We start from the raw sequence: 16,816 nt of genomic DNA, 5'->3' as shown, positions 1-16,816 counted from the left end.
CGGTCGCCGGGACGGCCGCGGGGGCGGGTGCGGTCGCCGGGACGGCCGCGGGGCCGATGGGCCCGGAACCGGATTCGTGACGCGGGATCGCGCCGTGTTCCCTCATGACAGTCCCTCGTCTGTAGAAGCCGTGGGCTCTCCTGGAGCCATGAGTCGACCCTAAAACCTCAACTAAGGTTGATATCAAGTTCGCGGAGTGAGCGCTCTCCATCGGCCCGGTCCGATGGAGAGCGCCTCCATCGGACCGGGCCGGGCCGCCGCACCGCCGCGGGCTTCTACGCCGCCGCGGGGCCTTCCGCCGCGGGGACCTGCGTCGTCACGCCCTGCGTCGTCCGGGTGTCCTGTGTCGTGTGCCCGTTCTGTGTCGTGCGGCCGAGGTCCCGGACGTCGGGCAGGAGCAGCACGCCCAGGCAGGAGACCGCGATCAGGGCCGCGGCGCCGTACAGGGTGGGGGCCGTGCCCACCGCGGCGGCCAGCGGTCCCGCCAGGGCCATGCCGAGCGGGGTCAGCCCCAGGGAGAGCAGCCAGTCGTAGGCGGACACCCGGGAGAGGGCCTCGGCCGGGATGTGCTCCTGCACGGCCGTCTCCCACAGGGGCGCCATGAGCGCCAGCCCGCCGACCATCAGTCCGTAGGCCGCCGCGACGACCGGCGCGGGCGCTCCGGCGGCGAGCAGCACGAACGGCGGCGCACCGAGCGCGAGGGCGAGGTTGGCGGCCACCAGGGGCCTGCGCGGCTTGAACCGGAGCGCCAGCAGCGCGCCGCAGAGCGCACCGGCGGTGCCGCCCTGCGCGATCACGCCCCAGGCGAGCTCGCCGCCCAGGTGGGCGACGGCGACCGCCGGGCCGATGGTGATCAGTGCGCAGCGGCCGAGGTTCCACAGGGCGTGGCCGGCCAGGTTCGTCCAGTACCAGCGGTGGCGGCGCAATGCCGCCCAGCCGTCGGCGAGCTGCCTGCCGAACCGCTCCCGCGGTGCGGGCGGGATCGGCGCCGGCCGGAGGCGGGCCAGCAGGACCGCGCTGACCGCGAACGTCGCGGCGTCGAGGAGGAGCGCCCAGCCCGGTCCCGCGGTCAGCGCCAGCGCGGTCGCGATCCCCGGGCCGAGCAGCATGGAACCGCGGGCGGCGATCGACATCAGCGCGTTGGCGCGGGGCAGGTGCTCGGGGTCGACGGTCGCGGGCACCAGGCCGGTGGTGGCGGGCAGGAAGAAGGCCGAGGCCGCGCCGGAGACGGCGGCCAGCATCGCGAGGTGGGCGACGTCGACGGTGCCGGCGACCAGCTCGGCGCCCATGAGGGCGTGGGCGAGCGCGCGGACGAGGTCGGCGGCCAGCATCACCCGCTGGCGGGGGAGGCGGTCGGCCCAGACGCCGCCGGGCAGCATCAGCGCCACCGCGGCGACGGACTGGGCGGCCAGCACCAGCCCGAGATCGGTGGCGGAACCGGTCGCGGTGACGATCGCCAGGGCGAGGGCCACGGGGGTGACCGCGTCGCCGAGGTGGGACAGGGCCTGGCCGGTCCAGAGCAGGCGGAAGCGGGGATCGCGGAGGGGGGTCACGGCGAGAACATTACTACGAAATCAGAATATATCTAGTCGTATTAACTGGCGCGGTCGCTAGGCTGGGGCGCATGGCGGAACCGGACTCCATCGATCGGCACATCGCGCACTGGTCGCGGGAGCTGCCCGGCCTCGACCCCCGGACCGAGGGGATCATCACGCGCCTGCAGATGCTCGTGCGGCGGATGAAGCGGGACAAGGAGTCGGGTCTGCTCGGGACGGGGCTCAAGTACTGGGAGTTCGAGGTGCTCCACCGGCTGGTCGCGGCGGGCGCGCCGTACCGGGTGGCGCCGACGGCGCTGGCCGAGTGGCTGGACACCCACCCCGCCACGATGACCAGCCGCCTCGACCGGCTGGAGCAGGCGGGGTACATCGCCCGGGAGCACGATCCGGGCGACCGGCGCCGCCTGCTCGTCACCCTCACCGGTCTCGGGCGGGAGCGATGGGAGGCGGTGATGGGCCGGAGGGGCGAGACGGAGGACCGGATGCTGGCCGCGCTCGACGACGGCGAGCAGGAGGCGCTGGCGGTCCTGCTCAGGAAAGTGGTGGCCGGGATCGAGGCGGACGGCCCGCCGCTCATGCCCGACTGGCCGGCCGCACGCTGACCCGGTGGACGCGTCCGCGTTCCGGGCCGCCCGGCCGGCCTGCCCGTGTTCCGAGTCCCCGCCCGCGGGCGGACCTCCCACGGTACGGAGGGTCCGGGCGGCGGGGGACGGTGACCGGGCGGAGGGCGGAGGGCGGCGATCAGGCGCGGGGGCGGGGATCAGACGACGTGGGACAGCCAGTGGGGCGGGGCCGCGAAGGGGGCGGTGAAGGCGGTGACGGCCTCCATCAGGTGGTCGGCCGCGGCGCGGGCGCGGCGATGACCTCCGGGGGATAGGCGTAGCGGACCTGGTGATCGGCGAACTCGTCCTCGTCGTCGAGGAAGATCCGGCCGTCGCGCTTGCGGATCACGTCGAGGTCCAGGTCGACCATGGTGACCTCGCCGTCGCGCCACTCGGGCACCGTGGTGATGTCGCAGTAGAGCTCGGTCCTGTTCGGTTCGGCGTTGAACAGGGCGGTCCACCAGGCGTCGCGGGGGAAGAGGAGCACGAACGGGTGCTCCCACGCGATCGGGGGCTCGGAGCCCTTGCGGCCGAGGGTGCCGGCGACGCAGCCGGTCCAGACCCCGTGCTCGTCCTCCCCGAGGAGCAGGGCGGTGTGGTGCCAGTGCAGAGAACCGTCATATTTCCGATACGTGACATTCACGGTTTCGAAGGGCATGGCTCGACCCTAGCCCTCCGGCCGCTCCAAGATCCGGCGGATCGCGCCTCGCCCGGAGAGGCGCGACCCGTCCCGGATGCCGCCCGCCGCCGTCCCGCGGGTCAGTCCCGGTAGGTGGTGGCGTAGAGCTTCCACAGGTCCTCCGGCGTCAGCTCCCGGCCGCCGTCGTCGGCCGCGGCCTGGACGACGCGGGCGAAGTCGGCCCGCCGCTCCTCCGGCAGCTCCAGCCCGTAGTGCTCGCGGAGCAGGTAGGCGACGCCGCCCCGGCCCGACTGGCTGTTGACCCGGATCACCGCCTCGTAGCTGCGCCCCACGTCGGAGGGGTCGATCGGCAGGTACGGCACGGACCAGTGGGCGTCCCGGCCGGCGCGGGCCAGGCCCTTGCCGATGGCGTCCTGATGGGTGCCGGAGAAGGCGGTGTAGACGAGGTCGCCGCCGTAGGGGTGGCGGGGGTGGACCGGGATCCGGATGCACTCCTCCACGGTGCGGCGGACGCGGTCGATGTCGGAGAAGTCCAGCATCGGGTCCACGCCCTGGGAGTACAGGTTGAGGGCGAGGGTGACCAGGTCGACGTTGCCGGTGCGCTCGCCGTTGCCGAACAGGCAGCCCTCCACCCGCTGCGCGCCCGCGAGCATGGCCAGCTCGGCGCAGGCCGCCCCGGTGCCCCGGTCGTTGTGCGGGTGGACCGAGAGCACGACCGACTCGCGGCGCTCCAGGTGGCGGTGCATGTACTCGATCTGGTCGGCGTAGACGTTCGGGGAGGCGATCTCCACGGTGGCCGGCAGGTTGTGGACGACCGGCCGGTCGGGGGAGGCGTCCCAGAGCTCGGTGAGGCCGTTGCAGACCTCCAGCACGAAGTCCGGTTCGGTCAGGTTGAACACCTCCGGTGAGAACTCGAACCGGACGCCCTCGCCCGCCAGCCGGGCCATGCGCGCCGCGGCGTCCCTGATCATGGCGTGCACCTCGGCCCGCTCACGGCCGAGCACCACCTCGCGCCAGACTGGGGCGGTCGGGGTGTAGAGGTGGACGATGGCCCGGGGCAGTCCTTCGACGGCGGCGAACGTCTGCTCGATCAGGTCCGCGCGGGCGGCCGTGAGGACCGAGACCGTCACGTCCTCGGGCACGGCTCCGGTGCGCACCAGGTGCCGGACGAAGCCGAAGTCGGTCCGGCTGGCCGCGGGGAAGCCGACCACGATCTCCTTGAACCCCATCCCGACCAGCAGGTCGAACATGCGGCGCTTGCGAGGGGTGTCCATCGGCTCGGCCAGCGCCTGGTTGCCGTCGCGCAGGTCCTCGGAGACCCAGAGCGGGGCCTGCGTGATCCTGCGGGCGGGCCAGGTGCGGTCGGTCAGGGGGATCTCGACCCGCTCGTGGGCGGGCAGATACTTCTGGTACGGCATGCCGCTGGGGCGCTGCGGGTTCAGTCGCGGGTTCATCTCGGCCGTCCTCCGGTCGCTCGGTTCTCGCTCGGTCCTCGGTCCTTCGGGAGCCGACCGGCGGCACGGCACCCCGCGGCGGGGCGCCGGTCGGATCAGACCCCGCCGCGGCGGCCGAGAAGGAGACAGCGCAGCGACATGCCGATATGCTAAGCACACCTCAGCTCATCAGACAACCTGAGAGGTAGAAATGTCCCTCGGTGCCCTCCGCCCCAGTTCCCTGGTCGACCAGGCCGTCCGCCGCCTGCGCGACCAGATCACCTCGGGGGAGTGGCCGGTCGGCACCCGGCTGCCCGGTGAGACCACTCTGGCGAAGGAGCTCGGGGTGGGCCGCTCCACCGTGCGCGAGGCCGTCCGCGCCCTGGCCGGAGCCGGGCTGGTGCGGGCGCGGCAGGGCTCCGGGGTCTTCGTCGTCGCCACCGAGCCCGCCGAGGACTGGCCCGCCCGGCTCCGCCGCGCCGCCGTCGTCCACGTCTACGAGGTGCGCACGCTCGTCGAGGTGCAGGCCGCCCGGCTGGCCGCCGAGCGGAGGACCGACGCCGACATCGCGGCCATCCGCGAGGCCCTTGCCGCCCGGCGCGCCGCCGCCGCGGGCGACGACGCCGCCTTCGTGGACGCCGACATCGCCCTGCACGCCGCGGTCGTGGCGGCCGCGCACAACCCCGTGCTCACCGACCTGTTCGCCGAGTTCGTCCCCGCGCTCCGGCGGGGGCTGATCGACCTGGTGGACCTCCTCGGCCTCCGGCACGGGGACGGCAACCCCGGCGACGACACCCATGCCGCCCTGGTCGGGGCCGTCGAACGGGGAGACGCCGAGGCGGCCTGCCGTACGCTCCAGGGCGAGCTGGACCACACGCTGGCGCTCCTGCGCGAGGCGGCGCGGAACTCCGGGATCGCCGGGACCTCCGGGACCTCCGGACCGTAGGAGCCGGGGCGGTTCCCGGTGGTCCCGGGCATGCGGCCGGCGGGTTCCCGGTCAGTCGGATCGGGCCGGCGGAGGGCCTCCGGCAGGGCGGGCGCCGGTGGGTTCCCGGTCGGGCGAGATCGGCCGCCGGGTTCCCGCTCAGATCAGGCGGCGGGCGCCGGGCGGCCGGGGTCGCGGGGTAGACCTCCGGCGGGGCCCAGCCGCGCTCGGCGTAAGCCAGCAGCACCGAGTCCCGTACGGCCTCCGCCCGGTCGTCGGCGACCAGCGCGATCGCCGACCCGCCGAACCCGCCGCCGGTCATCCGCGCCCCCCTGGCCCCGCCGCGGACCGCCGCCTCCACGGCCACGTCCAGTTCGGGACAGGACACCTCGAACTGGTCGCGCAGGGACAGGTGCGAGGCGTTGAGCAGCGCCCCGATCTCCCGGACCGCCCCGGCGCGCAGCAGCCCGATGACCGCCTCCACCCGGTGGTTCTCGGTCACCACGTGCTGGACGCGCCTGCGCTCGTCCCCGGTCAGCTTCGCCAGCGCGCCGGGCAGGTCGGTGACGTCGCGCAGCGCGTCCACGCCCAGCCGTGCGGCGGCGCTCTCGCAGTCCCGGCGCCGCCGGGCGTACTGGCCGTCGGCGAGCTCGTGGTGGACCCCGGTGTTGATGATCAGAAGCTGGAGGCCGTGCGCGGCGAGGTCGAACGGGATGGTCCGGGTCCCTAGGGTCCGGCAGTCCAGGAAGAGGGCCTTGCCCTCCTCACCGAGGGCCGACGCCGCCTGGTCCATGATCCCGCAGGGCATGCCGACGAAGTCGTTCTCGGCCCGCTGGGCCAGTTTCGCGATCTCCATCTTGGACAGGCCGAGGCCGTACAGCTCGTCGAGTGCGAGGCCGACCACCACCTCCAGGGCGGCGCTCGACGACAGTCCCGCGCCCCGGGGCACGTCCCCGTCGATCAGGATGTCCGCCCCCCGCACCGGATGCCCGGCCTGCCGCAGCGCCCAGACCACTCCGACGGCGTACCGGGTCCAGCCCTCGGCCCGCTGCAGGTCCTCGACGGTGACCGCGGGCCCGGCCGCCTGGAGGGAGCGGATCCGGACGAGGCCGTCCCGGCGGGGCGAGACCGCCGCGGTGACCCCCCACGGCACGGCGAACGGCAGCACGAACCCGTCGTTGTAGTCGGTGTGCTCGCCGATCAGGTTGACCCGCCCCGGCGCGTGCCAGACCCCGTCCGGCTCGGCGCCGAAGGACTCCCGGAAAGCCTCAACAACCATCATGTTCCAACACTCCTCAACACGGCCTCACCGTACCCTAGCGACCCTCGCCGGTGCTTCCGCCGGATCAAGGTCACATCTTGGACCCGTCCGCCCGGTGGATGTGCGAACGGGGCGCACCTTTGGTTGAATGCGTCGGTACGGCTTGCGCGAGGGGCGGTAGCTCAGCCGGTTAGAGCAGGGGACTCATAATCCCTGGGTCGCGGGTTCGAGTCCCGCCCGCCCTACCCCTCACGACCTGCGGCGATGCGGTTCCCTCGATCGTTTCCGTGTCCGTTTTGCCGCCTGGTGGGCACACGGTGGGCACACGCCGCTCCGCGGGGTCCCGTGGTGATCATTTCCCGAGCGCGGACCGGGGCACGATCGCCGCCACCGCCTCGGCGGCGGCCTTGGCCACCTCCGGGAAGACGTGCTGGTAGAAGTCGCGGGTGAAGGCGGCCGTGGCGTGACCGCACTCCTCCTTGACGACGTTGATGTCCACACCCGCCGCGAGCATGAGCGAGGCCGCGCCGTGCCGCAGGTCGTGCAACCTGATCGGCGGCAGCGGAGCCGCGAGGGCCGTCAGAACGGCACGCTCGGGCACGGCGTGCGCGCGGGCGAGCCGCTCGACGCTCCAGCCGTCTTCCCCGTGCCTGCGGCGGATGGTGGCGTGCCGGGTGAGGAAGCGGTCGAACCGCTGGGAGATGCCGTCCGGGCTGAGCGGCTCACCGGTCTCCTTGGTGAAGACCCGGCCGGAGTCCTTCCAGCCGGCACCGAGGGCGAGCCGCAGCTCGCTCTGCCGCTTCTTGTAGACGCGCAGGACCTGGACGGTCTGGTCGTCCAAGGTGACGGTGCGCTCGCCCGCGTCGCTCTTGGGGTCGTCCCAGCCGTCCTCGTCGCCGGTGACGTGACCGGGGTTGGTCTCCCGGACCAGGAGCGTCCCGGCCGCCAGGTCCACGTCGCTCCAGGGCAGCCCGGCGACCTCGCCGCGCCGCAGCGGCCGGTAGGCGAGCAGGTGCCAGAGCGCGTAGAGGGCGTCGTCGGCGACGAAGTCCAGGAACGCGCCCGTCTGCTGCGGCGTCCACACCATGACCGGCGCCGGGCGGCGGCCGGTCTGCTGCCAGCGCTCGATCCGTTCGGCCGTCCAGACCAGCGGACGCCGCCTGCGGGGCGGCACCAGCTCGATGTGCTCGGCCGGGTTGAAGGGGATCCGCTTGCGGCGGACCGCGCTGTTCAGCGCGCTGGTCGCGGTCGCGTGGATGCGCTTGATCCGTGAGGCGCTGAGCGGACGCCGGGCCTGCTGGGTGTCGGTGCGGGCCTCCAGCAGGCGGCGCAGCATCGGCGACGGCCGCACCCCGTCGGCCAGGCGGCCAATCTGCCGCATGGCCGCGTACAGCTCCTCGAAGTGGTGGTCGCGCAGGTCGGACATGCGGACGTGCCCGAGGCCGGGCCGGTAGTAGAGCCGGATGTGCGTCAGGTAGCCCTTGCGGGTGTTCTCGCTCAGGCCGACCTTGCTGGCGATCCACTGGTCGAGGTAGTCGCCGAAGGTCTGCCGGTTCACCCCGTGGTTGGTGCCCTTGTTGGCCCCGTCGACGCCTCGGCCAGCGCCGCCTCCGCCTCGGCCCTGGTGGCGTAGGGGCCGATCTTCTCCTGCCTGCGCCTGCCGTCCGCCCCGCGCGGCAGATCGTAGCGGGCCCACCAGGACCCGTGGTCTCTTCTGCGCAGCTTGGGGCAGCCGGGGCCGTACTGCCGACCGGTCGCCGGGTTGCGGCAGCCGCAACGCTTGAAGGTGGAGCCCTTCACCGATGTGCACCTCGTGAGTCGTCGGAGACGTCGGCGAGGTGCGGACGGAGCGGCTCCAGACCGAGCACCGCGAGCAGGACCGCGGTCGGGACCAGATAGGACCGGCCCGCGCGGATCACCCGGCAGGGGAACTCGCCCGTGCGGGCCAGCTCGTAGGACTTGGTACGGCCGAAGCCGAGCGCCCTGCCCGCCGTCACGATGTCGATCACGGGAGGCAGCGCCAGCAGCTCTGCCCGGGACATGGGCGCGTTCATCGCCGGTCCCCGGCCGTGCTCGGCACACCGCCGTCCGACCCTCGCCTGTTGGACAGGCGCCGGACGGCGGCCGGGGCGCGGAACCGGAGCGGTTCCGGCCGGTCATCCGTCCGGTGCCGGACGGATGCACCCCTGGCTCGGACGGGAGCGTCAAGGTTCTCGTCTCGCCTGGCAGCGGCGGTGCGGTGCCGCGTGTGGTGCCGGAGAGCGGCTCTGGCGTCGTGCTCCGGATGCTGGGATGTCGTCATGCCGATGTGGCCCGAACTCCGAGCCCTGGTCCCCACCGGAGAAATACCTGGGGGACGGTGCCTGATGGGACATCGGCAACGGCGGGGAATGCGGATCAGCGCGGACGGCGCGCTCCAGGGCGAGACTGCGGGGCCGCATAGGCGCAGGTGACGGCGTTCTCGGACATTTTCCGTACACAGCTGGGACACGGCACCCGGAGAGTGGCGAGCGGGTGATCGCCGCTCTTCGGACTGACAATCTTCCGGTCAAATCTCCAAGATCGACGTCTGAACGCGGCCCGGATCCACAGTCTTTTACCAGGTGACAGGGGAGCGCGCACGACTCGGAGCCGTGGGAGCCACCCGCCACCGGTCCCCACCCGGCCAGTCCGCAGTCTCACGCGAAGGAGGAGAGCCCGACGGCTCCCGGGGTCTCCGAGTCCGCGCCGCCCTGACAACCCGCCCGTTCCCTGCCGTCTCCGGGAGGAGATCACAATCTGCTTCTACCTGCCTGCCTGCCTGGCCGTCGTCAGAGCCGTGTCGGCATCGGCCGCCCCACCGGATCTCGGGGCGGCGGCCGTGACCGGGCCGGTGCACGCCCTGTCGGCCCGCTGACAGGCGGACCACGCGACCCCCGCCGGGATGCCGGCCTCCCCGGCAACGGGGCCGACATCGGCCGTCAGCGGCCCGTCGTACTACCGGCCACCGGCGCGGGTCCTTCATCGGCGCGCCCACCTGGTTTCCCGATCACGGAACCGTCCGCAGATCCGCACCACCGAAGGGAACGCAGAGCATGGCGAGAAACCCGCGCAGCCTCCGCCAGCCGACCGGCCCGCGCGTCGACCCGGCCCTTCTGGGCGAACTCGCGGCCCGGCTCACTGAACGCGACCATGATCTGCTGGCCACGGTGTTCGAGCACCGCGTGCTCACCACCCACCAGATCGAGCACATCTTCTTCACCCGGCCGCAGATCGCCCGGCGGCGCCTGGCCGTACTCCACCGCCTGGCGGCGCTGGAGCGCTTCCGCCCGTGGGCTCCCACCGGTTCGTCGCCCTGCCACTGGGTCCTCGGCCCCGCCGGAGCCGCCGTCCTGGCCGCCCAGCGGGGGACCGGCGTCACCCGGCTCGGCTACCGCCGGGACGCCGCGATGAGCGTCTGCCTCTCCTCCCGCCTCGGCCACCTGATCGGCGTGAACGACTTCTTCGCCGGCCTGCACCGGCACGCTCGGCGGAGCGAAGGGACGGCGCGGGTCGCCGAGTGGTGGAGCGAGCGCCGCTGCGCCGCTCTCTGGGGCGACCTGGCCCGCCCGGACGCCTACGGCCGCTGGATCGAGAACGGTGACCAGGTCGACTTCTTCCTCGAACACGACACCGGCAGTGAGCCGCTGGCCAAGGTCGCCCGGAAGCTCAACGACTACGCCGACCTGGCCGAGGCCACCGGCATCACCACGCCCGTCCTGCTCTGGCTGCCGAGCGCCCGGCGCGAGGCCAACCTCCGCGAGCTCATCGGAGTCCCAGAGGTGCCGGTCGCCACGGCCGTCCACACCCGCATCGGCGACGGTCCCGCCGGATGCGTCTGGCTACCCTGCGGATCGCAGGGACCACGACGGCGGCTGGCCGAGCTGGCGGAGGTCCCACCGTGATGGGAATCGGCCCTACGCCGGGATGACATATAACCCGGACCTGTACGGCTCACACATATGTCCGGGGCGCCCTACGGGCGAGTCGGCCCCATCAGTGCATCACCCGAAAGGGTCTTGACCAGCAGGGAGGTGGTACGCCGAGGGAGGCGATCGAAGCAGCCTCATCGATCACAGCGGCGACCACAAGACGGATGGAGACATCGGCAGGCCGGTCCGTCTCCACTCCGGACCCGTCCGGACGCCGCCGCCGTGGAGTTGTGCGCATCGTCGGAAGGCTCTCGACCCGATCTTCCAGCACGGCCGTTTGCCGCGGGGGATCCGGATCCGCATCGGTCGAGATCATGAACCGACTCTCTGCCGTCTCTCAAGTCTGGCGTCCAGACGGACTGCATCACCGTGTCCGAGGAGGGAGCTGATTGGCACGATCTTGAAAACGTGTCTTTCCTCCAGATCTCCCCGAGCGGGCGCGCTGGTCAAGTCGGTGATCCGATCGGAAGGGACGCTGGAGGGTTCATCTTCCGATATGGCTTGGAAGTCATATGCCTTCGATGTCATACTGTTGGCTGTGGACATCGACTGGCCGGCTGACTTCGGGGCCTGGCTCGACCGGCTTGAGGCGGAAGCGAGGGCCGGTGATCAGCGATCCCGGCTGAAGCTGGCACTCACCGCCCGGGCATTGGATCAGCTGCGGAAGCTGACTGAGCCGCCAAGCAGAGACGAGGAGACGGCCACTCTCCGGTGGGTGCGCCAGTCGCGGCGCTATCCGCTGTGGCGGGTCTCGCACGCCTACCATCCGGAAGTGGCGATCCGGTTGATCTGCTGGTTTCCGCCCGACAGCGGGACGGTCGTCGTCGCACTGTTCGCCGGGGACAAGGCCCGGATCGGGGACGTTTTCTACAACAGCGTCGCCACCCGGGCGGACGCCCTCATCGATCAGTGGAAACGGGAGACATCGTACGAGGAGAAGCCATGACCGAGCCGGAGCGGACCTTCGTCCGCGGCAACGACCACCTGGACCGACTCCTGGCCGACCCGGACATCGCGGCCGAGGTCGCCAAGGCACACGAGGCGGCCGAGGAGATGGATCGCGTCTACGCGATGAACCTCGCGATGATCCGCAAGGCCGGGCAGATGACCCAGGTGGAGGTGGCCAGGAAGCTCGGGGTCGGCCAAGGCGTCGTCTCCCGTCTGGAGAACCGTAACGACATGCTGCTGTCCACGCTGTTCGATTACCTGGTGGCCACCGGTGCCGAGGGTGCCAGCATCGTGGTCACCGTCCACGGGCGCCGGATCGAGCTGGACCTCGCACAACTGCGCCAGTCCCAACCCGAGCAGCGCTCAACCTGAACTCAGCTGACAGAGCGCACAGGACGGTGGCGCTGTTGTCAGGGCGTGAAGCGGCGACGCAGGGCCTTGAAGGCCACTCGCGCCGAGCGGGTGCGTAGGAGGAGCGCGACGAGCACCGCGCAGACTCCACCCACGATGGCGAAGAGCCAGGGTTCGTTCACCGCGCAGACTCCACCCACGATGGCGAAGAGCCAGGGTTCGTTGGTCTCCAGGACCTGCAGGAGCGCGAGGGCGATGCCGGCGGGGACGGTGACGAGGGTGAACACGACCACGGCGCTGTTGACGTGCTGGTTATCGAGCCTGACCGCGTAGGAGTTCCCAGAGTCGTACGGCCTGCGCGGTCACCGTCCATTCCGTCTCGTGGACGACGACGCGGCCCTGGAGAACGCGGAGGCGTCTGATGAACGCCAGCCCGCCGGCCTCGCACAGCTCGAACTGGACCTCCTGGCAGACGCAGGTGTGGCTGCGCACCCGGATCCGATCGGTGCGGGGGACCGGAACGGCCCAGCGGATCCGCTCGTGCGCGGCGGCGAGCGGGGCGGCATGGACGCCGTGGAACTCCAGAGGAAAGCCCATGCCCGCCTCCTTGAATGGCTGCGGCGGCATGGCCCGGGCGGTGACGCGCCCGGCCATGCCGCCGCGTCGTACGGCGCCGCCCCTCCACGAGCGGCGCTGTACGAGGTCTCGGGTTCCGGAACAGGAAGGCACGGCGGCGTTGTGGGATGGCCCGCACCCGCCTGCACGCGGCACGGGCCACGCCGCCGCGCCGGTCAGGGGACCGGTCGGCCGACCTCGGCGAGGACCCGCTCGATGAGGTCGGCGGCGGCCGTGACGTCGTCGACGCGGCTGATCGGCGCGCGCCAGGGGAACCAGTACCAGAGCGCGCCGCTGTCGTCCGGAGCGGTCAGGATGCTCTCGGTGAGGACGGGCGCGGCGGTGTTGGTGACGGTGAGGCTCAGCGGGCGGCCCTCGACCGCGCGGAGCCGCACGCTGAAGCGCCGCTTCTCCAGCTCCGCCGCCAGGCTCTGCAACGCCTCGTGGGCGGCTTGGGTGTCAACGAGCTCTCGGTTCATGCCGCCGACCGTACGGCCGGGGCGCAGCGGCGAACCCAAGTGGCACTTGGGGGTCGGTCACGCGATGACGCGAGCCCGGACCGCGAGGTCGAGCAGCGACGGAGAGGGGCGGCGCTGCTTTTCGATCAGTTCGGTGATGGTCTGCCGGGCGACCGGGCTGAAGACGATCGTCTCGGTGGAGTGCCGCTCGGACAGGCGCAGGCACGCCAGCGCCTGCTCCGGGTCGCGGCGGTGGACGTGGCCGCGGGCCAGGTCGATGAGGTGCTGCGCCCGGCGGTTGGAGGAGGGGATGGTGGAGACGTCGACGGCTTTGGCGCGGTCGACCGCCACGGCCGACCGTCCGGTCTCCACCTCGATGGCCACGGCGTAGACGGCCACGTTCACCGCGCCGAACATCGTCAGCGGGTTGTGGTGCGCGGGACCCAGGGCGGTCGCCGCGCGGCAGGCCAGGTCCCAGTGCCGCCAGGCGTCGGCGGCCTGCCGGTTCTTCGCGTACGCGATCGCCGTGAACAGCTGCAGAGACCCCCACACCGACAGCGCCGCCTCGGAGGTATCGCACGCGGGCCGCAGATGCTCCGCCGCGGCGGTGGCGATCTCGCACGCCTCGTCGGCCTGGTCACGGCCCAGGGCGGCCATGGTGGAGGTCCAGGCCGAAGCCGCGAGCAGGACCGGATCCTCGGTCTCCTCGGCGGCCACCATCGCCCGGTCGGCGGCCCGAGCCGCCGGCTCCGGCTCGCCCACGCAGTACAGGAACCGCTGGGCCAGCTGGAACACCTCGGCCAGGACCGCCCAGGTGGCCCGCCGCTCGGGCGGCTGCGCCGCGCGGTGCACGCCGAGGGCGTCGCGCAGCAGCCCGGGAGCCACGACGCCCAGCGCCGTGTACGGCCGCACCGACCGGTGCCAGGCCGACCACGCCATGGCCAGCCGGCGCCGCAGCCGGTCGACCTCGACGGACAGGTCACCGGTCGGCTGGGCGGGGAAGACCGGGGTCGAGAGCACCTGCCGCAGGGCGGGCACCGCCTCGTGCCGGGCCCGGCCACCCTCGGCCAGGCTGCAGGTCATCCCGCCCAGCCGGTCTTCGGCGATGAGGCCGAGGTCGCGGACACCGAGCACCCGGGCCAGAGTGACGAGGGTAGAGAGCTTGTCCAGCCGCTGCTCGCCGCGCTCGACCTGGCGCAGCCACTCCTCGGTGCGCCCGCACAACTCGGCGCAGGCCCGCAGGCCCAGCCCGCGGCGCAGCCGGAGCGCGCGGACACGCCTGCCGATACGCCGGTCTGCCTCACCGTCATCGTTGTGCTGGGTCACCATGGCACGACCTCGGGCCTCGGACGTAGGGTTCGCGTGGAACCACGGTAACCACGCGTTGCGCCACGGGAGGGCGACAACGGGTGATCGGTGCAGCGAGGAGCGCGGCGGGACATGACGAACGGCAGGCCGGTTCTGTATGTGATCGCGTGCGGAGGACGGCCGGCCGGGGAGCTATCCGATCTCGTGACGCACGCCCAGCAGGAGGGCTGGACCGTCTGCGTGGTCGCGACCCCTCGGGGACGAAGTTCATCGACTCCGCCAGGCTCGCGGAGCTGACCGGGTACCCGGTGCGCAGCGACTACAAGCGCCCGGAGGACCCGGACGTCCTGCCTCCGGCCGATGCGATGGCGGTGGTCCCGGCCACCTTCAACACGATGAACAAGTGGGCCCAGGGCATCAGCGACACCCTCGCTCTCGGGCTGCTGAACGAGGCGCTCGGGCTGGGGCTGCCGATCGTGGCCGTGCCCTGGCCCAACGTCGCCCTCGCCCGCCATCCGGCCTTCGGCAACAGCGTTGCTCTGCTGCGGGAGTGGGGTGTGAAGGTCGTCCTCGACCCGGAGCGGCTCCCCGCCCCCGACTCGGGCCAGCCGGGAGCCGCCACGTTCCCCTGGGAGGACCTCCGCAAGGAGCTTCAGACCATGCGCGCGGCCTGCAGAAGTTGATCGCTCAGCTGACCGATGGATGGTCTGCATGTGACCCGCCGGGCGCTCGATGGACCGTCAGCCGCTGGACGGGAGCCACCGCTGGATCAGGTGTCGGGAGACGGTGGCATCGACATGCCACAGCTTCTTCTCCTCGCACCAGCCGGGGCGTATTCCGGCAGCACGCACCACGCGCTTGAATTCGTCCTTTTCCTTGTAGGAGACGCGTAGGTAGAGCCGTCCATCGAGCACGTCACCCGCTTTGACATCGGAGGCCGGACTCGGCCCGGGCTCCGATTCGGGCGGTGTCTGCTTCCAGGTGCGTGCGGGGCGTTCCATCCGCGCGCGGTCGACGATGTGACGGACCCGCAGGCAGGAGGACGGGTCGGTGATCCGCATCATCAGGTCGGTGGGACCGGTGTTGGCAAGCAGATTGAGGGACCCGTGCCACAGCACGGTGTCGTCAATGATCATTACCTTCTCGTGCATGCGTTCGCGTGCGGTGACACGGCAGCCGGCCGCCTCCAGTTCCCGGACGAGATCACGCTTGCGCGTGTCGTCGCTCTGGTCCCGGGTGTAGACGGTCACCTGGACCCTTTCCTTGATCCGGGGGGTGAGGCGCCGTAGCCATCTGCTGACGGGGACGGGATCCAGGAAGGGGCAGTAGATCTCGATGCTGCGCTGAGCCCGTTCGATGTCCCATTCAACGGCGCGGAGCACCTCGTCGGCGGGGAAGAAGGCGGGCCGGGCCAGCTCGTCCTCGTCCAGCCCCGCCAGGTCGGCCGCGCAGCGGACCGGTACGAGATCGTCGACCGAGAGCATCCGGGCATGGCGTTCCAGGTGGCTGAGCATCCGCGCGGCTTCACTGCCGGGGCTGAGGTTGGTGTGGAGGAACTCGGTGTTGGCGACGACGATGAGATGGTCCTGCGCCCGGCTGAGGGCGACGTTGAGCAGGCGGCAGGTGGAGGAGGACAGGCCCACACCCTCGTAGAAGTAACCGAGTCGGTCGCCTGCGCCCGCCACGGTGTCGATCACCACAAGGCGGCGCTGGCTGCCCTGGAAACGGTGGACGGTGTCCACCAGGCCCTCGTACTGTTCGCCGAAACGGTAGGACAGGCTGCTGCGGAGCGCCTTCACCTGGTCCTTGTACGGAGCGATCACGGCCAGCCGGTCGGACGGTCCCTCTCCAGGGGGTAGATCCGTCCACTTGCGGGCGGGAAGGACCTTGTCGTACTGCAGGCCGCGGACGAGTTCATGGATGACCGCCTCGTGCACCGCATTGGCCTTGTGCCCGTTCCGGCGGCCCGACAGGCCGGGCACATGGCGCGGAGCGGTGTCCACGAGGATCAGCGGACCGTCGATCAGGGGTGAGTGCGGGAGGCTGCTGCGGTCGTCGCGTCCGGTGCGCAGGGGCGCGTCAGGGTAGGCGACGACGTTGACCAGCTCACAGATCGACGAACGCATGCGGTACTGGGTGTCCAGGCAGACCATCCGGCGGTCCTGCCGGGCCGAACCCGCAGGGTCCACCAGCCCGGCCGTGGCGAAGACGTCGCGGTCCATCCAGAGTTGGGCGTGCTGCCTGTCCTCGGGTGAGGCTTTCTTGTCACCGGAGGCCTTGGTCACGGCGGGCAGCTGCCGGAAGTCTCCGGCGACGATGACCCGTCGTGCGGCGAGTCCGGCGGCGTACCAGGCCGAAGGGGTGTTCACCATGCCGGCCTCGTCGATGACCACCGCGTCGATCGAGTCGAGCAGTTTGCGGGACTGCACGGCCTTGGCGACCGTGGTGCCCATGACGCGGCAGTTCGCACGGACCGCCTCGGTGATCTTCGACTGCTTCTGCTCCAACGCGCTGAGCTGCTGTTGAAGGCGCTCGACGGCGTCCCGTAGGGGAGCGGCGGTGGGGATCTCCCTCAGCCGGGCGCGGAGGATGGCCAGTTCCGGTTCGAGCCTGGCGGTTTCGGCCGCGAGATGCTGCTGAGTGGCCAGCGCGGCTCGTAACTGCTGATCGAGTGTGGCGACGGTGTTCCGGAGTGCCTGGTGCTCACGGTCGAGCCTGCGTTCCGCAGATGTGTGTCCGGCCTAGTGCACGGATCTGCAGGTTGAACTG

The 16,816-nt window shown here is 71.8% G+C and carries 17 protein-coding genes, 1 tRNA gene and 2 pseudogenes; 7 read left to right on the top strand and 13 right to left on the bottom strand.

All coding sequences use genetic code 11. The features are described from left to right. Positions 1-275 precede the first annotated feature (275 nt). Positions 276-1,553, bottom strand: coding sequence for an MFS transporter (locus ACWJ6R_RS13515; protein WP_449062548.1), 1,278 nt, complete (start codon positions 1,551-1,553; stop codon positions 276-278). A gap of 71 nt (positions 1,554-1,624) precedes the next feature. On the opposite strand from ACWJ6R_RS13515, the gene ACWJ6R_RS13510 reads away from it, so the two are divergent. Continuing rightward, entirely contained in the window at positions 1,625-2,158 is a 534-nt protein-coding gene (locus tag ACWJ6R_RS13510; protein WP_449062547.1) for a MarR family winged helix-turn-helix transcriptional regulator, read from the top strand. Positions 2,159-2,384: 226 nt separating this feature from the next. Here ACWJ6R_RS13510 and ACWJ6R_RS13505 read toward each other — a convergent pair whose 3' ends face one another. Both ACWJ6R_RS13505 and ACWJ6R_RS13500 read right to left on the bottom strand, forming a co-directional pair. Next, on the bottom strand, positions 2,385-2,816 hold the full coding sequence (locus ACWJ6R_RS13505; protein ID WP_449062546.1) for a DUF402 domain-containing protein: 432 nt from the start codon (positions 2,814-2,816) through the stop codon (positions 2,385-2,387). 101 nt (positions 2,817-2,917) lie between these two features. Then, complete coding sequence (locus tag ACWJ6R_RS13500) at positions 2,918-4,252, bottom strand: 2-isopropylmalate synthase (protein ID WP_449062545.1); 1,335 nt, start codon at positions 4,250-4,252, stop codon at positions 2,918-2,920. A gap of 190 nt (positions 4,253-4,442) precedes the next feature. Here ACWJ6R_RS13500 and ACWJ6R_RS13495 point away from each other — a divergent pair, with 190 nt between their 5' ends. Beyond that, entirely contained in the window at positions 4,443-5,177 is a 735-nt protein-coding gene (locus tag ACWJ6R_RS13495) for a FadR/GntR family transcriptional regulator (RefSeq protein ID WP_449062544.1), read from the top strand. 138 nt (positions 5,178-5,315) lie between these two features. On the opposite strand, the pseudogene galK reads toward ACWJ6R_RS13495, so the two are convergent. Next, positions 5,316-6,438, bottom strand: a pseudogene (gene galK, locus ACWJ6R_RS13490) (galactokinase). Between the two features lie 150 nt (positions 6,439-6,588). On the opposite strand from galK, the gene ACWJ6R_RS13485 reads away from it, so the two are divergent. Beyond that, a tRNA-Ile gene (locus tag ACWJ6R_RS13485) sits at positions 6,589-6,662 on the top strand. A gap of 107 nt (positions 6,663-6,769) precedes the next feature. Here the strand turns inward: ACWJ6R_RS13485 and ACWJ6R_RS13480 are convergent. Genes ACWJ6R_RS13480 through ACWJ6R_RS13470 form a run of 3 tightly spaced genes read right to left on the bottom strand, consistent with a single transcriptional unit; the run spans position 6,770 to position 8,471 of the window. Next, on the bottom strand, positions 6,770-7,975 hold the full coding sequence (locus ACWJ6R_RS13480) for a tyrosine-type recombinase/integrase (RefSeq protein ID WP_449062543.1): 1,206 nt from the start codon (positions 7,973-7,975) through the stop codon (positions 6,770-6,772). Then, positions 7,972-8,217, bottom strand: a complete 246-nt coding sequence (locus ACWJ6R_RS13475; protein ID WP_449062542.1) for a hypothetical protein — start codon at positions 8,215-8,217, stop codon at positions 7,972-7,974. The genes ACWJ6R_RS13480 and ACWJ6R_RS13475 overlap by 4 nt, the downstream gene beginning before the upstream one ends. After that, on the bottom strand, positions 8,214-8,471 hold the full coding sequence (locus ACWJ6R_RS13470) for a DNA-binding protein (protein WP_449062541.1): 258 nt from the start codon (positions 8,469-8,471) through the stop codon (positions 8,214-8,216). The genes ACWJ6R_RS13475 and ACWJ6R_RS13470 overlap by 4 nt, the downstream gene beginning before the upstream one ends. A 1,020-nt stretch (positions 8,472-9,491) precedes the next feature. Between ACWJ6R_RS13470 and ACWJ6R_RS13465 the strand changes: the two genes are divergently transcribed. The 3 genes from ACWJ6R_RS13465 to ACWJ6R_RS13455 all read left to right on the top strand — a co-directional run bounded on the left by ACWJ6R_RS13465 (position 9,492) and on the right by ACWJ6R_RS13455 (position 11,687). Beyond that, complete coding sequence (locus tag ACWJ6R_RS13465) at positions 9,492-10,340, top strand: replication-relaxation family protein (protein WP_449062540.1); 849 nt, start codon at positions 9,492-9,494, stop codon at positions 10,338-10,340. Between the two features lie 565 nt (positions 10,341-10,905). Further along, positions 10,906-11,313: a hypothetical protein gene (locus ACWJ6R_RS13460; protein ID WP_449062539.1), complete on the top strand. Its 408-nt coding sequence runs from the start codon at positions 10,906-10,908 to the stop codon at positions 11,311-11,313. Then, on the top strand, positions 11,310-11,687 hold the full coding sequence (locus ACWJ6R_RS13455; protein ID WP_449062538.1) for a helix-turn-helix domain-containing protein: 378 nt from the start codon (positions 11,310-11,312) through the stop codon (positions 11,685-11,687). Before ACWJ6R_RS13460 ends, ACWJ6R_RS13455 begins: the two co-directional genes overlap by 4 nt. A gap of 38 nt (positions 11,688-11,725) precedes the next feature. Here ACWJ6R_RS13455 and ACWJ6R_RS13450 read toward each other — a convergent pair whose 3' ends face one another. The 4 genes from ACWJ6R_RS13450 to ACWJ6R_RS13435 form a co-directional block, all read right to left on the bottom strand. Next, complete coding sequence (locus ACWJ6R_RS13450) at positions 11,726-11,959, bottom strand: hypothetical protein (RefSeq protein ID WP_449062537.1); 234 nt, start codon at positions 11,957-11,959, stop codon at positions 11,726-11,728. Positions 11,960-11,978: 19 nt separating this feature from the next. Next, a complete protein-coding gene (locus tag ACWJ6R_RS13445; RefSeq protein ID WP_449062536.1) occupies positions 11,979-12,263 on the bottom strand; it encodes a hypothetical protein in 285 nt (94 codons plus the stop codon). 194 nt (positions 12,264-12,457) lie between these two features. Further along, the gene (locus ACWJ6R_RS13440; protein WP_449062535.1) at positions 12,458-12,760 is read right to left on the bottom strand and encodes a hypothetical protein; all 303 of its coding nucleotides are present in this window, start codon (positions 12,758-12,760) and stop codon (positions 12,458-12,460) included. A gap of 57 nt (positions 12,761-12,817) precedes the next feature. Then, entirely contained in the window at positions 12,818-14,068 is a 1,251-nt protein-coding gene (locus tag ACWJ6R_RS13435; protein ID WP_449062534.1) for a helix-turn-helix domain-containing protein, read from the bottom strand. A 146-nt stretch (positions 14,069-14,214) separates the two neighbouring features. Between ACWJ6R_RS13435 and ACWJ6R_RS13430 the strand changes: the two genes are divergently transcribed. Continuing rightward, positions 14,215-14,730: a flavoprotein gene (locus tag ACWJ6R_RS13430; protein WP_449062533.1), complete on the top strand. Its 516-nt coding sequence runs from the start codon at positions 14,215-14,217 to the stop codon at positions 14,728-14,730. A 57-nt stretch (positions 14,731-14,787) separates the two neighbouring features. Here ACWJ6R_RS13430 and ACWJ6R_RS13425 read toward each other — a convergent pair whose 3' ends face one another. Further along, the gene (locus ACWJ6R_RS13425) at positions 14,788-15,048 is read right to left on the bottom strand and encodes a DUF5710 domain-containing protein (protein WP_449062549.1); all 261 of its coding nucleotides are present in this window, start codon (positions 15,046-15,048) and stop codon (positions 14,788-14,790) included. 57 nt (positions 15,049-15,105) lie between these two features. Next, positions 15,106-16,737: pseudogene (locus ACWJ6R_RS13420) on the bottom strand (AAA domain-containing protein); the annotation flags it as partial. Between the last annotated feature and the right edge of the window lie 79 nt (positions 16,738-16,816).

It is taken from the genome of Planomonospora algeriensis (genome assembly GCF_977012225.1).
Note: the sequence above shows the minus strand (reverse complement) of the source record. Positions and strands in the feature narration are given on the sequence as shown.

Excerpts from the sequence above, each read along its gene's own strand:
- ACWJ6R_RS13510 (WP_449062547.1), top strand. The coding sequence starts at position 1,625 with ATGGCGGAACCGGACTCCATCGATCGGCACATCGCGCACTGGTCGCGG.
- ACWJ6R_RS13505 (WP_449062546.1), bottom strand. The coding sequence starts at position 2,816 with ATGCCCTTCGAAACCGTGAATGTCACGTATCGGAAATATGACGGTTCT.
- ACWJ6R_RS13500 (WP_449062545.1), bottom strand. The coding sequence starts at position 4,252 with ATGAACCCGCGACTGAACCCGCAGCGCCCCAGCGGCATGCCGTACCAG.
- ACWJ6R_RS13495 (WP_449062544.1), top strand. The coding sequence starts at position 4,443 with ATGTCCCTCGGTGCCCTCCGCCCCAGTTCCCTGGTCGACCAGGCCGTC.
- ACWJ6R_RS13470 (WP_449062541.1), bottom strand. The coding sequence starts at position 8,471 with ATGAACGCGCCCATGTCCCGGGCAGAGCTGCTGGCGCTGCCTCCCGTG.
- ACWJ6R_RS13465 (WP_449062540.1), top strand. The coding sequence starts at position 9,492 with ATGGCGAGAAACCCGCGCAGCCTCCGCCAGCCGACCGGCCCGCGCGTC.
- ACWJ6R_RS13455 (WP_449062538.1), top strand. The coding sequence starts at position 11,310 with ATGACCGAGCCGGAGCGGACCTTCGTCCGCGGCAACGACCACCTGGAC.
- ACWJ6R_RS13445 (WP_449062536.1), bottom strand. The coding sequence starts at position 12,263 with ATGGGCTTTCCTCTGGAGTTCCACGGCGTCCATGCCGCCCCGCTCGCC.
- ACWJ6R_RS13440 (WP_449062535.1), bottom strand. The coding sequence starts at position 12,760 with ATGAACCGAGAGCTCGTTGACACCCAAGCCGCCCACGAGGCGTTGCAG.
- ACWJ6R_RS13435 (WP_449062534.1), bottom strand. The coding sequence starts at position 14,068 with ATGGTGACCCAGCACAACGATGACGGTGAGGCAGACCGGCGTATCGGC.
- ACWJ6R_RS13425 (WP_449062549.1), bottom strand. The coding sequence starts at position 15,048 with ATGGAACGCCCCGCACGCACCTGGAAGCAGACACCGCCCGAATCGGAG.